Origin of the sequence: Chryseobacterium sp. CBo1, assembly GCF_001693475.1 — a bacterium.
In the GTDB taxonomy this organism is placed as follows: Bacteria; Bacteroidota; Bacteroidia; order Flavobacteriales; family Weeksellaceae; genus Chryseobacterium; species Chryseobacterium formosense.
Map to the genome: position 1 here is coordinate 1 of NZ_MAUH01000013.1, position 14,974 is coordinate 14,974.

Below are 14,974 nucleotides of genomic sequence, written 5' to 3' on the forward strand. Positions count from 1 at the left end.
TGGATTCAAAACAAGAATACTAAGTAAAATAATGACACTCACATTTATCCAATTCATAAATGTTTTTGTTTATAAAAGAAAAATGAATAATATTAAAATAGCTATTGTGTGATAATGCACTACGGGTTAATTTTACTTATATTTATTAATTCTAATATTGTGTAATTTTAATATTCAAAAGTTATTTATTTGAATTAAAAATATTATAATTAAACATATTCATAAATTTTTGATAATATGATTAATCCCGATATTTTAGATTACAATGAAAAGCAACCAGATTCAGATAAAGAAATCTTCACTTTGCTTTCTAAATTAATTGATTCAGGTCTAAATGATGCTGAAAACAAAATCTGGCATGCAAATCCCGTTTGGTTTCTGGATGGAAATCCGATTGTAGGTTACAGCAAACAGAAAAAAGGACTTCGCCTGATGTTTTGGAGCGGAAAATCTTTTAATGAAGAACAACTCAATGTAGAAGGTGAAAAATTTCAGGATGCATCAATATTTTATAATAGCGTCAGCGAAATTGATCAAAATGATGTTCAACGTTGGCTTAAAAAATCTGAAGAAATTCAGTGGGATTATAAAAATATTGTAAAAAGAAAAGGTGAACTGATCAAAATTAAAGGATAAAAATTATAATCGGAACGAAAATTGAATTTCGATAGTTATGAATAAATTCAATCAATCAATATAAACCTCATTTGAAAAACAGTGAGGTTTTTTTTATTTAAATTAAATATATCAAAATAATGAAAGTTTTTATCAATAAAAGAATTCCTGAAATAGGAATCACCATGCTGGAAGATGCCGGATTGGAAGTAATCATTCCGGAAAATACAAATATTTCTCAGGAAGAGTGGCTTAACTACTGCAAAGATGCGGATGCAATTTTAAATGTAGGACAAAATAAATTTGATGCGGAGTTTTTCGAAAAATATTCGAATATCAAAGCAATTGCTTTGTACAGCGTAGGTTTTGACCATGTTGATATTAAGGAAGCCAATAAAAGAAATATCCCGGTTGGAAATACACCCGATGTTTTAAGCCGTGCTACTTCAGATGTCGCATTCTTACTCATGCAATCGGTTGCGAGAAAAGCGAGTTTTTATTTTCAGAAAGTAAAAGATAACAATTGGGGAAACTTTGATCCGTTATACGAGCTTGGTCAGGAATTGTATGGTAAAACTTTGGGAGTTTTTGGTTTGGGAAGAATTGGTTTCGAAATGGCTGAAAAATGCAAGAAAGCTTTCGAAATGAATATTATTTATCACAACCGAAATCGTAATGAAGAAGCTGAAAATGAACTCGATGCAAAATACGTTTCTTTCGATGAGTTGGTTGAACAATCGGATGTTTTGAGCATTCATGCGAATTTTAAACCAGAGCAAAGCAATTTGTTTGATGCTTCAGTTTTCAAAAAAATGAAAAAAAATGCAATTTTCATCAATACGGCAAGAGGAGGTTTTCACAACCAAAAAGATTTATATGAAGCTTTGGTTTCAGGAGAAATTTGGGGCGCAGGTTTAGACGTTACCAATCCGGAACCTATGGAAGAGAATGATCCTATTTTAAAGTTTTCAAATGTTTGTGTTCTTCCACATATTGGTTCTGCAACCATTGAAGCAAGAAACGGAATGGCAAGATTGGCGGCAGAAAACTTAATTGCTTTTTCAAAAGGAGAAAAAATGCCACACATCGCAAATCCGGAAGTGTATGAGGTTTGAGATTCGGGATTCGGGATACGAGTTTTATTAGGGAATTTTAGACATTATATTTCATAGATTTTAAGTTTTCGGTTTACAGATAGAAAATCATAAGCTTAATCTCTTCAACTTGCCTCTTTTTACTTTTGACTTGGCTCTTTAAACTTTTCCTTGTCTCTTTTTAAAAAATTGGACTCATTTTTGTCTTTTAAAACATCAACACTAAATACAATATTATGACACCAGAAGATAACAAAAACGAACAAGACAGAAAATTAGAGGAAATGGATTATAATCCGGGCGAAGATATTTTCAACAGAGAAGAGCATATTCCTTTAGATGGCGACGGTAATCCTATTACAAACCCATCACACGTAAATGACGAAATGCCTTACGGACTGGATATTCCCGGAGCAGAAGACGACGACAATTTTGAGCAGATTACCGATCAGCTTCCGGATGAAGAGAACAGTTCTTATAGCCGTAGTGATAATGAAGATGACCACGAAGAAGAAAACGAAGATATTGTTACTTAATATAATCCCGCAACTGAAGCGGGATTTTTTATGTCTGAGTTTTAAATATGAAAACGTATAAAACTAATTTCCTAATTCATTCGCTTATTTTTATATTAAATATTAACTTTGGCAATCTTTGAATTAAAATAAGAATTAACGAAATTTATTATTCTGAAATTCTTTTAAAAGTATTTACATATGAAATTGAAGCACAGTCTGCTCGCTTTGGCAGCTCCGTTGGTTATGAATGCACAACAACTCATGACGCCTGAAATTCTTTGGACTTTGAAAAAAGTTGGTGTACAGGCAGTTTCTCCCGATCATTCTTCACTGATTTATAAAATCGGACAAACCGATCTTAAAACCGAAAAAACAAAAAGTGAAAATTATTTTCTGAATGTTATCAATAATCAGTCTTCTAAAATTGATTTAGGTAAAAAAGCATTAATTCAGTGGGATAAAAACGGAATTTATGCTCAGGAAGGCGATAAGATTTTCCTTTCTAAAGACAACGGGAAAATCTGGTCAGAATTTTACAACATTGGTGAAGCGGATAATATCGTTATTTCTCCGGATGGTAAGAAAATTGCGTTCAGCAAGCAGGTTTTGGTAGAAAAGTTAATGGGGAAAGATAAATATTCCGATACTCCAAAAACAACAGCGCAGGTTTATACTGATTTGAACCACAGACATTGGGATTATTTCAATGAAGGAAAATACAATCATGTTTTTGTTGTTAATACTTCAGATAAAGTAGAAGCTGCAAAAGATTTATTGGAAGGAAAAACATGGGATTCTCCGCAAAGACCTTTCGGTGGAGCGGAAGATTTTATTTTCAGCCCCGATTCTGCACAATTATTATACGTGACAAAACCGAAAAGCGGAAAAGAATATTCGACAAGTACAAACACCGATATTTTTGCTTACGATTTAGCTTCCGGAACAACAAAAAATTTAACGGAATCCAATAAAGGATATGATGTAAACCCAAAATTCAGTCCTGACGGAAAATCTTTGGTTTGGCAAAGTATGGAAAGAGACGGTTACGAAGCCGATAAAAACGACATCAAACTGATGGATTGGAAATCGGGGAAAACTTCAAACCTTACAAAAGCCTGGGACGAATCTGTTTCCGGAGATGTTTTCTGGAGTGGAGATTCAAAATCGATTTACTTTACATCAGCTTTCAGAGGAACAAAGCAGTTATTTTCTTTAAATCCTAAAGATTCAAAAGTTCAGCAGATTACAAAAGGAGATTTTGATATCAATGAAATTTTTGCTGACCAAAAAACTTCACTTTTAGTTTCAAAAACAGACATCAATCATGCATCGGAAATATTCTCTGTTAATCTTAAAAATGGAGAATTAAAGCAGATCACAGATGCAAATAAAGACATTTATGCTAAACTTTCTCAGGGAAAATCTGAGCTTAAAATGGTGAAAACTTCAGACGGAAAAGAAATGGGAGTATGGTTCCATTATCCGCCTAATTTTGACCCGAATAAAAAATATCCGACTTTGGTATATTGTCAGGGTGGACCACAATCTGCATTAACACAATTTTTCAGCACAAGATGGAATTTCTCTTTAATGGCAGCCAACGGATACATTGTTGTAGCACCAAACAGAAGAGGGATGCCGGGTTGGGGAACAAAATGGAACGAAGAAATCTCAAGAGATTGGGGAGGACAACCGATGAGAGATTATTTGGCAGCGACCGATTATGCGAAAACTTTACCATATGTTGATGGAGATAGAGTTGCAGCAGTTGGTGCAAGTTACGGAGGTTACAGCGTATTTATGTTAGCCGGAATTCACGAAAACAGATTCAAAACTTTCATCGCTCACGATGGTTTGTTTGATATGAAATCCTGGTATTTAACGACTGAAGAATTATGGTTTGCAAACTGGGATTTAGGTTCTCCATGGGAAAAACCGCTTCCGAAAGCATATACGGAATTCAATCCGAGCAATTTTGTTGATAAATGGAATAAGCCAATCATGATCGTTCAGGGTGGAATTGATTTCCGTGTTCCTTACGAGCAAGGTCAGGAAGCTTTCCAGGCTGCAAAACTGAAAGGTTTAAAATCTAAATTAGTCTATTTCCCGAACGAAAACCACTGGGTTCTTCATCCGCAAAATGGCTTGGTTTGGCAAAGAGAATTCTTTGACTGGCTGAAAGAAACTTTATAAATCTTAATTTTCCATTTCAAAATTCCCCTCCTTTGGAGGAGTGGATCAATTTTCATAGAAAATTGAGACGGGGTGGTCAAGATATTTATATAATTTAAAACATTTATATAATTAAAGATAAAATATCAATAGGAGCGGGCTTTAGCCCGCTTTTTGTTTCCAGAATGAAGAAGGCTTTAGCCAAAACTTACACATTTCAACTATGCAAAACAGAATTTTCTCATTTCCACCAATCATTGATAATAATTCCAAAATTTTAATTTTAGGTTCAATTCCTGGTGTAAAATCTTTAGAAAAACAGCAATATTACGGTCATCCTCAAAACAAATTCTGGAAAATTATTTTTGAATTATTTAATGAAAATTTTACGGAAGATTATACTGAAAGAATCAACGTTTTAAAAAATCACCACATTGCACTTTGGGATGTTATTGATTCCTGCGAAAGAAAAGGGAGTCTTGATTCAGAAATAAAGAATGAAGAAGCGAATCAAATTGAAGAGCTTTTGAAAAACCATCCAAACATTACAGCCATCTTTTGCAATGGCGGAAAATCCTATAAAAATTTACAGAAATTATTAGGTAAAAGCTTTAAAATTCCCATTCATTTATTGCCATCAACCAGTCCGCTTCACACCATTTCTTTTGAAAGGAAATTTGAAGAATGGAAAAAGATATTGGAATATTTAAACTAAAAAAGCAACTCCTTGAAGTTGCTTTCGTACTTTTTAAAACTATTTTTCTACCCTATAAACCTCTTCATACGGCTGTATCAAAACCCATCCGTTTCCGGAAAATTTCATCTGAAATTCCTCTCCGCTTCCCCTTCCGATAAGGCTTTTAAAAGAAACATTTGTTTTCAGTTCCGGACTTAAATTTCCTGACCAGGCGACTGTTGCATTAGGATCAGTAAAAACGGGCGCATCAGGAGTTACCAATAACGTCAGAGGTTCACCATGTGTCGTGATGGCAATATGTCCGGTTCCGGAAAGCTTTACCTGAAAGAGTCCGCCCGACATTACTCCTGCGATACTTTTTAACATGGTAATGTCACTTTTTATACTTTGTTCGTGTGCTAAAACATCATTTCCGTTTACACAGACCGTTTCATTGTTTAAATGCAGAATTCTTACCTTTTTTCCGTCATCTGCTACATATAATTTTCCTGTTCCTTCGGCTTTCATTAGTTTAGCACCTTCTCCGCTGATTGCTTTTTTTAATAGATTTCCCAGTCCGCCGGAAAGCATCCCTTGTCTTTCAAAGTTGATGTTACCAATGTAGCCAACCATGCTCCCTGTTTTTGTCCAGACTGCTTGGTTATTTAAATTGATTTCTAAAAGTGCCGGTTTTTCCAGTTCGAAATAATCTCTTTCTAATGGATTTTCTTTTGTTTCATTTACAAAAGATTCAATTGAATATTTGCTCATCGTTTAATATTTTGATAAGCCAAAATAGCGAAATTTTCTTTCAAATGAGATTAAAAATAATAAAATTACCATCTGTAATAACCATGAATAAAGAGGAGTGAAATAAATACTTGACAAAGGGGTATAGAATGTTGTATATTTGCACCTCGAAAATTACACCCTGTAATTTTTATAATTTTTAAACCGTAATTTAAAAAATGAAGACATCCGATTTTAATTTCGACCTTCCTGAAGAATTGTTGGCAGAACACCCTTCAGAGCATAGAGATGAAGCCAGATTAATGGTTTTAGACAGAAAAACGCAAACTATTGAGCATAAATTATTTAAAGACGTTGTAGACTATTTCGACGAGAAAGATCTTTTCATCTTTAATAATACAAAAGTTTTCCCTGCTCGTCTTTACGGAAATAAAGAAAAAACAGGAGCTAAGATCGAAGTTTTCTTGTTGAGAGAACTGGATAAAGAGACTCGTGTTTGGGATGTTTTGGTAGATCCTGCAAGAAAGATCAGAATTGGTAACAAACTTTTCTTTACTGAAGACGAATCTTTGGTTGCTGAAGTTATTGATAACACTACTTCAAGAGGTAGAACTTTAAGATTCTTATTCGACGGTTCTTACGAAGAATTCAGAGCTAAATTGAAAGAATTGGGAGAAACTCCGCTTCCGAAATACATCAAAAGAGATGTTGAACCTGAAGATGCAGAAAGATATCAGACCATCTATGCGAAAGTAGAAGGAGCGGTTGCAGCACCAACTGCAGGTCTTCATTTCTCAAAACATTTGATGAAAAGATTGGAGATCAAAGGAATCGACTTTGCTGAGGTAACCCTTCACGTTGGTTTGGGAACTTTCAACCCAATCGAAGTTGAAGATCTTTCTAAGCATAAAATGGAGTCCGAAGAAATCATCATTGATGAGAAAAATGCTCAGATTATCAACAATGCAGTACAGGAAAACAGAAGAGTTTGTGCAGTAGGAACAACTACAATGAGAGCTTTGGAAACTTCTGTTTCTTCAAATAAAAAAATCTCTGCATTTCAGGGTTGGACAAATAAATTCATTTATCCGCCACACGATTTCGGAGTTGCCAATACGATGATCACAAACTTCCACACGCCAAAATCTACATTGATTATGATGATTGCAGCGTTTGCAGGAAGAGATTTCGTAATGCATGCATACGAAGAAGCCGTAAAAGAGAAGTACAAATTCTACTCTTACGGAGATGCAATGCTAATTCTTTAAGATAGATGATGGAAGCTGGGTGCTGGATGTTTGCAATTCGGCGCTCAATCTTTCATCAAACACCCCATCATCCCGCACCCAACAATTCTATGAAAGACATTCGAACTTTATCTCTTGATCAGCTCAAAGACTATTTCGGCACCATTGGTGAAAAACCATTTCGTGCCAAGCAGGTCTATGACTGGATCTGGAGTAAAAATCTTCATTCATTTGAAGAGATGACGAATCTTTCAAAAAACCTGAGAGAGCATCTTATCCGTGATTTTGTCATGAATCCTGCGGCGGTAGATCAGTTTCAGAAATCGACAGACGGAACGATTAAAAACGGAGTGAAACTGCACGATGGATTAATGGTGGAATCTGTTTTAATTCCTACAGAAACCAGAACGACAGCCTGCGTTTCTTCGCAAGTCGGTTGCTCTTTAAATTGTGAATTCTGTGCTACTGCGAAACTGAAAAGAATGAGAAACCTTGAAGTGGCGGAAATTGTAGATCAGGTCGCATTAATTGATAGACAAAGCAAAGAGTATTACAATCGTCCGCTTACCAACATTGTTTTTATGGGAATGGGAGAGCCGATGATGAACTACAAAAATGTTGTGGAAGCCATCAAAAAAATTACCCAGCCGGAAGGTTTGGGAATGTCTCCGAGAAGAATTACCGTTTCTACATCCGGAATTCCGAAGATGATCAAAATGTTGGCAGATGATGAATTGAGGGTGAAGCTTGCACTTTCTCTGCATTCAGCGGTAGAATCAACGAGAAATGAAATTATGCCGTTTTCCGATAAATTTCCTTTAACGGATATTATGGAGGCACTTCAATATTGGTACAAAAAAACAGGTTCTGTTATCACTTTTGAATATTGTGTCTGGAAAGGCATCAACGATAAAGATGAAGATATTAAAGCCTTAATTAAATATTGCCGACAAGTTCCTTCCAAAGTTAATTTAATCCAGTACAACCCGATTGGGGAAGGAAAGTTTGATCACCGGAGCGTCGCTGCGGAAGAAAAATATGTTCGTGAACTCGAAAAAGCCGGAGTTACCGTCATGGTAAGAAAAAGCCGAGGTGGTGATATTGATGCCGCTTGCGGACAGTTGGCAAACAAAACTGCCGAATAGATCTGAATGAACTTCTCAAAATAATTACTTAATAATCCATTCACATCAAAAACCCTATTTTTGTTAAATGAAGAAGGTTTTTCTGTTATTTATTGTCAGTTTTTCAATTGTTTTAAATGCGCAACAATCCGAAATTTTTAAGCTTAAAAAATTCCGTGTTGCAATTTTAAATGATTCTATTCAGGAAACTTCAGGATTGAATTTTTTCGATAATAAGTTATACACTTTCAATGATAGTGGAAATCCCGCAGAATTATACGAAATAGATAAAACGTCGGGAAAAATTCTCAATACTTTAAAAACAAACGTAGAAAATAAAGATTGGGAAGCTTTAACCAACGACGGAAAAAACTTTTACATTGGAGATTTTGGAAATAATGCAGGAACAAGGAAAGATTTAAAAATATTTAGAATTCCTTTTCAGAATAATCAGCTGGTCAATGATTCGCTTAAAACAATCTCTTTCTATTATCCGGAACAAAAGGATTTTACTTCTAAAAATATCAATACCGATTTCGATCTGGAGTCGATGATTTATTTAAATGGAAAAATCCACATTTTCACCAAAGAATGGGCTTCAAAATCAACAACGCATTACACAATTGATCCCGAAAATTTTGAAAATCAAACCGCACAAAAAATAGAAGCTTACAAAACAGGTTTTATGATTTCCGATGCGTCTTATTACGATAAAAAGTTGTTCGTTGTAGGATACACCAAAAAAACTGAAGTTTTTCTTATGATTTTCAATGAATCTGAACCCGGGATTTTCTTTAAGCACAATCCAAGAAAACTTTATTTGGGAAGTGCCTTATCAATTGGTCAGATCGAAGGAATTGCTGTAGATAAAGCAGGAGTTTATATTTCAGGAGAAAAATTCTATTCTCCGATTAAAAAAAACAAGCCATTTTTTTATTTTATTCCGATTGAAAAATTAAAAAAGAATTAAGTTTTTAAACATTAAGGCAAATTTTTTAAAAATAAAGTGATTTGGATTTTTTAAGATTCTGATGAATTATTTGGCATAAAGCTTCAATCAATTTATAATTTTTAACAACTCTTGATCTTTTCGTTTTCTTAATGGTTTAATTTTCCTTAAAATTGCCCGAAAAAAATTATCTTTGTGGGAATTAATAATTTATCCATCATTCGAAGACTGTGGCGAACACTGTAGAAGAAATCAAGCGACCAATCAATGAGGAAATGAAGCTTTTTGAACAAAAGTTTTACGAATCAATGCAGAGTAAAGTACCTTTATTAGATAAAGTCACACGTTTTATCGTTACTACAAAAGGGAAGCAGATGCGTCCTATGTTTGTATTTCTTTGTGCAAAACTTACCGGTGAAGTGAATGAAAAAACCTACCGTGGTGCGTCAATGATCGAATTGATTCATACCGCTACTTTGGTACATGATGATGTGGTGGATGAAAGTTTTAAGCGTCGTAATTTCTTTTCAATCAACGCTTTATGGAAGAATAAGATTGCGGTTTTGGTAGGTGATTTTCTGTTGTCAAAAGCAGTTTTACTTTCTACAGACCATAAAGATTACGATTTGTTGTCTGTAATTTCAAGAACAATCAGAGAAATGTCTGAGGGTGAGCTTCTTCAGTTGGAAAAAGCGCGAAAACTAGATATTACCGAAGATGTTTACTATGAAATTATCCGTCAGAAAACGGCAACTTTAATTGCTGCGTGCTGTGAAATCGGCGCAGTGTCAAATGGTGTTGATGAAAATCTGGCAAAAAAAATGATGGATTTCGGAACATATACCGGAATGGCTTTTCAGATCAAGGATGATTTATTTGACTACTTAAGCTCAAATGTTATCGGAAAACCTGTTGGTATTGATATCAAGGAACAAAAGATGACTTTACCTCTGATTCATACTCTGAAAACAGCTGGCGAAACCGACAGAAAATACTATTTCAATACGATAAAACGTTATAACAACGATCAGAAACGTGTAAAAGAACTGATTGCCTTTGTGAAAAGTTCTGGAGGATTAGATTACGCAATCGGTGTTATGAAAGATTTCCAGCAGAAAGCAAAAGATATTCTCAATGAATTTCCCGATTCTGAAGTACGAAGATCACTTCACACCATGTTGGATTACGTTATCGAGCGTAAATTCTGATTTAAATTATTCTCATCGTTACAATAATCACAGCAAGTACGATGCAAAATAATGCGCTTAAAAATAAATAATCCGCAATAGTCTCAAATTTATTTCCTGTCTTTTCTTTTTTGGAACGGATGGCGAGAAATGAGAAGAAACAACTGAATGCAAAGCAAAGACATGCTACACCTGCAAACTCATCTAAATGGGTACTGTGACTTATTTTTGTGATTTTCAGTGATGTAATAATGACCAGAGAGAATCCCAAAAGATTGCTCGAAGCATTAAGAATATGTGAAGACTTTTTTTCCATCAATACAAATTTATTTCAAGTTAATTACAATTTTTTTTATTATCAAATTTTTAAAAAAGATTATTAAAAATTAAAATTAATTTAAAAAGTGTATATTAGCAAAATACTTCAAAATAAAAAATATTTTATATTTGGCTATGCAGACAACCTATATTGAAACTCAGCAAATTTCCTTTCAGGACTTTAAAAATCAGATACTTGAAGATTATAAATTAGGAAGAATTTCTCGTGAAATGTCTTATTTGGGCAGGAGAGAAGTGCTTACCGGAAAAGCCAAGTTCGGTATTTTCGGAGATGGAAAAGAGTTGCCGCAATTGGCAATGGCGAAAGTTTTCAAAAACGGTGACTTCCGTTCAGGATATTACAGAGATCAGACTTTTGCTTTGGCTGCAGATGCTCTTACTGTTGAAAGTTTTTTTGCACAATTATACGCCGATACCAGTGTTGAAAGAGAACCTGCTTCTGCCGGAAGACAGATGAACGGTCACTTTGCAACCAGAAGTTTAAATGAAGACGGAAGCTGGAAAGATTTAACGGCTCAGAAAAATATTTCTTCGGATATTTCTCCTACTGCAGGGCAAATGCCAAGATTATTAGGATTAGCTCAGGCTTCAAAAATATATAAATCAGTAAAATTCGACGGTTCTGAAAAGTTTTCGAAAGACGGTAATGAGATCGCTTTCGGAACGATTGGCGACGCTTCTACGGCGGAAGGTCATTTTTGGGAAACGTTGAATGCAGCTTGTGCGCTTCAGGTTCCGATGATTGTTTCCATTTGGGATGACGGTTACGGAATTTCTGTGCCTACGATGAAGCAGAGAGCAAAAGCAGACATTGCTGAAATGTTGAGCGGTTTCCAAAGAAAAGAAGGAGAGTTTCAGGGATGTGAAATTATCCAGGTGAAAGCTTGGGATTATCCGGCATTATTGGATGCTTATGCAAGAGCTGAACAGTTTGCAAGAGTTGAGAGCGTTCCTGTTGTGGTTCATGTTATTGAAGTTACGCAGCCGCAAGGTCACTCTACTTCAGGATCTCACGAAAGATATAAAAATGAAGATCGTCTGGCTTGGGAAGCACAGTTCGACGGATTGGTGAAATTCAGAGAATGGATTTCAAATTATTCAATCGAAATTGAAGGTAAAGAAGAGGTTTTAGCAACCAATGAAGAATTGAATGCTATTGATGAAGAAGCCAAAAAAACAGTGAAAGCCGGACAAAAACAGGCTTGGGAAAATTACCAGAAAACAATTACAGATTTAATCAGTTCAGTTTTACCTTTAGTTGAAAATCTTAAAGGGCAAAATATTGAAATTGAAAACTATATCAATCAATTCAATAAATTAGTTTCAAAAGCAAAGAAAGATGTTTTTCATTTGGTAAGAAAATCTTTGTTGGCAACAAGAGAAACAAATTCTGCGGAAAGAAACCAATTGATGCAAAAGTATAATGAGATTTTTGAGGTTGAAAAAGACAATTATTCTTCTCATTTATACTCTCAGTCGCAGTGGAAAGCTGAAAATGTAAAGGAAATCAAGCCAATCTATTCTGAAAGTTCCGAAGATGTAGACGGAAGAGTAGTGGTGAGAAATAATTTTGATAAAATTTTCGAAAAATATCCTGAAACTTTAGTATTTGGAGAAGATGCCGGAAATATCGGTGACGTAAACCAGGGTCTTGAAGGAATGCAGGAAAAATATGGTGACGTCCGTGTTGCCGATACAGGAATCCGTGAAGCGACGATTCTTGGTCAGGGAATTGGTATGGCGATGAGAGGTTTGAGACCAATCGCTGAAATCCAGTATTTAGACTATATTTTGTATTGTTTACAAGGGATGAGTGATGATTTGGCGACGGTTCAATACAGAACAAAAGGGGGTCAGAAAGCTCCTGTAATTATCAGAACAAGAGGTCACAGATTGGAAGGAGTTTGGCATTCAGGTTCGCCGATGGCGGGAATTCTGAACCTTTCAAAAGGTATTTTAATTTTAGTTCCTAGAAACTTAACGAAAGCTGCCGGATTCTACAATACAATGCTTCAGAGTGATGAACCAGCGGTAATTGTTGAATGTCTTAACGGATACAGATTAAAGGAAAAACAACCTGATAACTTAGGCGAATTCACTGTTCCTGTTGGGAAAATCGAGGTAACAAAAGAAGGAAAAGATGTTACTTTGGTAACGTACGGTTCAACCTGGAGAATTGTAATGGAAGCAGCAGAAGAACTTGAAAAATTAGGAATTTCTGCGGAAGTAATTGATGTTCAGTCATTAATTCCTTTCGATTTAACGCACGAAATCGCTGAATCTGTAAAGAAAACGAACAGATTGGTCGTAATCGACGAAGATGTGGAAGGCGGAACTTCAGCGTTTATTCTTCAACAGATTTTAGAAAAGCAAAAAGCTTTCAGATTCTTGGATTCTGATCCGTTGACGATTGCTGCAAACGACCACAGACCGGCATATGCAAGTGATGGAGATTACTTCTCTAAGCCGTCTTCAGACGATATGGTTGAAAAAATCTATGCGATGTTTAACGAAACAAATCCTCAGAAATATCCTGCGATATTCTAATTAGGATTTAAATAAATTTTAAAACCGCTTTCTTCGGAGAGCGGTTTTTTTGATTATAAATGTAGCTTGGTTTTAATATAATTCATCAAATATTCTTCTGAATTCCCCGAAGTATCATATTGAATATGAAGGTAGAAAATGATGAAAAATAAAATGATTATCAGAAACAAAGAAATATTGAATTTCCCGTCTATATAAAATCTTTTATCTGTATTGTTATTGTTTGGTAAAGCAGAAATGATCAGTATAATCAGCGATAATGAATAAATATGATTCCAGCGGAACCAGTCTGCACCCAAATAGTAAAGAGGACTTACCCAAGCCAATGAAATAATGATAAATAATCTGAAGGCATTTTTATATTCCGGCAAATATTTTTTTATAAAAGAAAATGATAAAAAAATCATCAGGAAGAGCTCTGCTGCAAAAAGAATATAAGATTTATAAGCAATAATCATATTCTCTCTTTCTTCTGTGGCGTTGTAAGTGAAAATATTCCATTTGTCGAGCTCAATTCCACGGGTTTTTAATAGTTCAATACTTTGCCCCTGGTTGATTTCACCACCGAAAAAGAACAAAACGATCATAATAAGAGTTGATAGTAAAGTAAGGCTTCCTAAATATTTCAGATCAATTTTCTTGGTTTTAAGAATATAAAAAGCGATTACAAATGGTAAGTAGAAATAGAAGAGTTCATGAATAAACAAACCCAATAAAAAACCTGTAAATAACAGTATTTTCTTCATTCTTGTGATTTCACCTGAAGCAAAATACAACAACAAAGCGAGTAAAATGATCTCTTTTCTGCCGGAATTAAATATGTTTACAGGCAAATACAAAATGCAAAGTGGCGAACATACTAGAATCAAAATATCCCAGTTCAGTTTTTTTGATAAAATCAACCGGATCAAAAAACAAAAAACAAGAATAAAGAAAAGTGACTGAACTAAGAAAACCTGTGTATGAAGCGGAATTTTAAAATAATCATGAATAAGAAACATCATACTACCCAATAAACCACGTCTCTTAAATCCTCCGTCTTCGTAATTGATCAGCCAGTCAGAAATTGTCCATCCGACAGTCGGAAGATTCGATTTAATGTACAATTGAATAAAAACATAGGCTAAAACAATTACAAGAAATCCTAAATAGGCATAAAGCTTTAGCTGTTTTGAAGTTTTTATCATCGGGTAAAATTCAATTCACAAAAAAAGAAATTTTTCTTGGAAAAAGCATCAATTTAATAAAATATTAATGGTGATGAATTTGTAAATTTTAATATTAAAATAGATTATGAATAACAAATAATCAGTTCAGAATTTCATATTAAACTTGAGATGTCTATCCGACAACCGCATTTTTCTTCTCTCTTTTTTCCAAAAGAGTCTTGCAGTCATTCGCTTTTTCAGGGTCATAAACATGATATTTCGTCTCCCATTCTTCCAGTTGATATAAAATCGGAAGAAGTGCCAAACCTTTCTCTGTTAACGAATATTCAACCCTTGGCGGAAGTTCTTTGAATTCTTCACGAATAACCAAGCCATCGGTTTCCATTTCTCTTAACTGGTCGGTAAGAACTTTTCTTGAAATAACATTAATTCGTACGGCAAGTTCGCCAAAACGTAATTTTCGGTCTTTGATTACCAAAACAATAATCGGTTTCCATTTGCTTCCCAAGGCAGACATGGCTTTGCCAAGAGGACAGCTGTATTCCATTAATTCGTTTTTTTTCATAAAATTAATCCGTTACTTTCAG

General features: G+C 34.7%; 14 protein-coding genes. 10 read left to right on the forward strand and 4 right to left on the reverse strand.

Annotation, left to right across the window (positions count from 1 at the left end; translation table 11 throughout):
• Window positions 1–237: 237 nt before the first annotated feature.
• From BA768_RS09640 to BA768_RS09660, 5 genes are all read left to right on the forward strand, one after another.
• Window positions 238–636: a DUF1801 domain-containing protein gene (locus BA768_RS09640; protein WP_065720567.1), complete on the forward strand. Its 399-nt coding sequence runs from the start codon at window positions 238–240 to the stop codon at window positions 634–636.
• Between the two features lie 119 nt (window positions 637–755).
• Complete coding sequence (locus tag BA768_RS09645; protein ID WP_065720568.1) at window positions 756–1,730, forward strand: 2-hydroxyacid dehydrogenase; 975 nt, start codon at window positions 756–758, stop codon at window positions 1,728–1,730.
• A gap of 215 nt (window positions 1,731–1,945) precedes the next feature.
• Window positions 1,946–2,245 (forward strand): hypothetical protein, encoded by a 300-nt coding sequence (locus BA768_RS09650; RefSeq protein ID WP_065720569.1) that lies wholly within the window; start codon window positions 1,946–1,948, stop codon window positions 2,243–2,245.
• Between the two features lie 180 nt (window positions 2,246–2,425).
• Window positions 2,426–4,420 (forward strand): S9 family peptidase, encoded by a 1,995-nt coding sequence (locus BA768_RS09655; protein ID WP_065720570.1) that lies wholly within the window; start codon window positions 2,426–2,428, stop codon window positions 4,418–4,420.
• Between the two features lie 202 nt (window positions 4,421–4,622).
• Entirely contained in the window at window positions 4,623–5,114 is a 492-nt protein-coding gene (locus BA768_RS09660) for a DNA-deoxyinosine glycosylase (RefSeq protein ID WP_034674732.1), read from the forward strand.
• Between the two features lie 39 nt (window positions 5,115–5,153).
• Here the strand turns inward: BA768_RS09660 and BA768_RS09665 are convergent, their stop codons facing one another.
• The gene (locus BA768_RS09665) at window positions 5,154–5,846 is read right to left on the reverse strand and encodes an AIM24 family protein (RefSeq protein WP_034674735.1); all 693 of its coding nucleotides are present in this window, start codon (window positions 5,844–5,846) and stop codon (window positions 5,154–5,156) included.
• A 197-nt stretch (window positions 5,847–6,043) separates the two neighbouring features.
• Here BA768_RS09665 and queA point away from each other — a divergent pair, with 197 nt between their 5' ends.
• The 4 genes from queA (at window position 6,044) to BA768_RS09685 (ending at window position 10,353) form a co-directional block, all read left to right on the forward strand.
• Complete coding sequence (queA, locus tag BA768_RS09670) at window positions 6,044–7,093, forward strand: tRNA preQ1(34) S-adenosylmethionine ribosyltransferase-isomerase QueA (protein ID WP_034674738.1); 1,050 nt, start codon at window positions 6,044–6,046, stop codon at window positions 7,091–7,093.
• Window positions 7,094–7,182: 89 nt separating this feature from the next.
• The gene (rlmN, locus tag BA768_RS09675) at window positions 7,183–8,217 is read left to right on the forward strand and encodes a 23S rRNA (adenine(2503)-C(2))-methyltransferase RlmN (RefSeq protein ID WP_065720571.1); all 1,035 of its coding nucleotides are present in this window, start codon (window positions 7,183–7,185) and stop codon (window positions 8,215–8,217) included.
• Window positions 8,218–8,284: 67 nt separating this feature from the next.
• Window positions 8,285–9,166: a hypothetical protein gene (locus BA768_RS09680; RefSeq protein WP_065720572.1), complete on the forward strand. Its 882-nt coding sequence runs from the start codon at window positions 8,285–8,287 to the stop codon at window positions 9,164–9,166.
• 209 nt (window positions 9,167–9,375) lie between these two features.
• Window positions 9,376–10,353, forward strand: coding sequence for a polyprenyl synthetase family protein (locus BA768_RS09685; RefSeq protein ID WP_065720573.1), 978 nt, complete (start codon window positions 9,376–9,378; stop codon window positions 10,351–10,353).
• A gap of 1 nt (window position 10,354) precedes the next feature.
• Here the strand turns inward: BA768_RS09685 and BA768_RS09690 are convergent, their stop codons facing one another.
• Complete coding sequence (locus BA768_RS09690) at window positions 10,355–10,648, reverse strand: hypothetical protein (RefSeq protein ID WP_034674748.1); 294 nt, start codon at window positions 10,646–10,648, stop codon at window positions 10,355–10,357.
• A 137-nt stretch (window positions 10,649–10,785) separates the two neighbouring features.
• Between BA768_RS09690 and BA768_RS09695 the strand changes: the two genes are divergently transcribed.
• A complete protein-coding gene (locus BA768_RS09695) occupies window positions 10,786–13,218 on the forward strand; it encodes a thiamine pyrophosphate-dependent enzyme (protein ID WP_065720574.1) in 2,433 nt (810 codons plus the stop codon).
• Window positions 13,219–13,271: 53 nt separating this feature from the next.
• On the opposite strand, the gene BA768_RS09700 is transcribed toward BA768_RS09695, so the two are convergent.
• Together BA768_RS09700 and BA768_RS09705 are read right to left on the reverse strand one after the other, a co-directional pair.
• The gene (locus BA768_RS09700) at window positions 13,272–14,405 is read right to left on the reverse strand and encodes a hypothetical protein (RefSeq protein ID WP_065720575.1); all 1,134 of its coding nucleotides are present in this window, start codon (window positions 14,403–14,405) and stop codon (window positions 13,272–13,274) included.
• A 154-nt stretch (window positions 14,406–14,559) separates the two neighbouring features.
• Entirely contained in the window at window positions 14,560–14,952 is a 393-nt protein-coding gene (locus tag BA768_RS09705; RefSeq protein ID WP_051882668.1) for a winged helix-turn-helix transcriptional regulator, read from the reverse strand.
• Window positions 14,953–14,974: the final 22 nt, after the last annotated feature.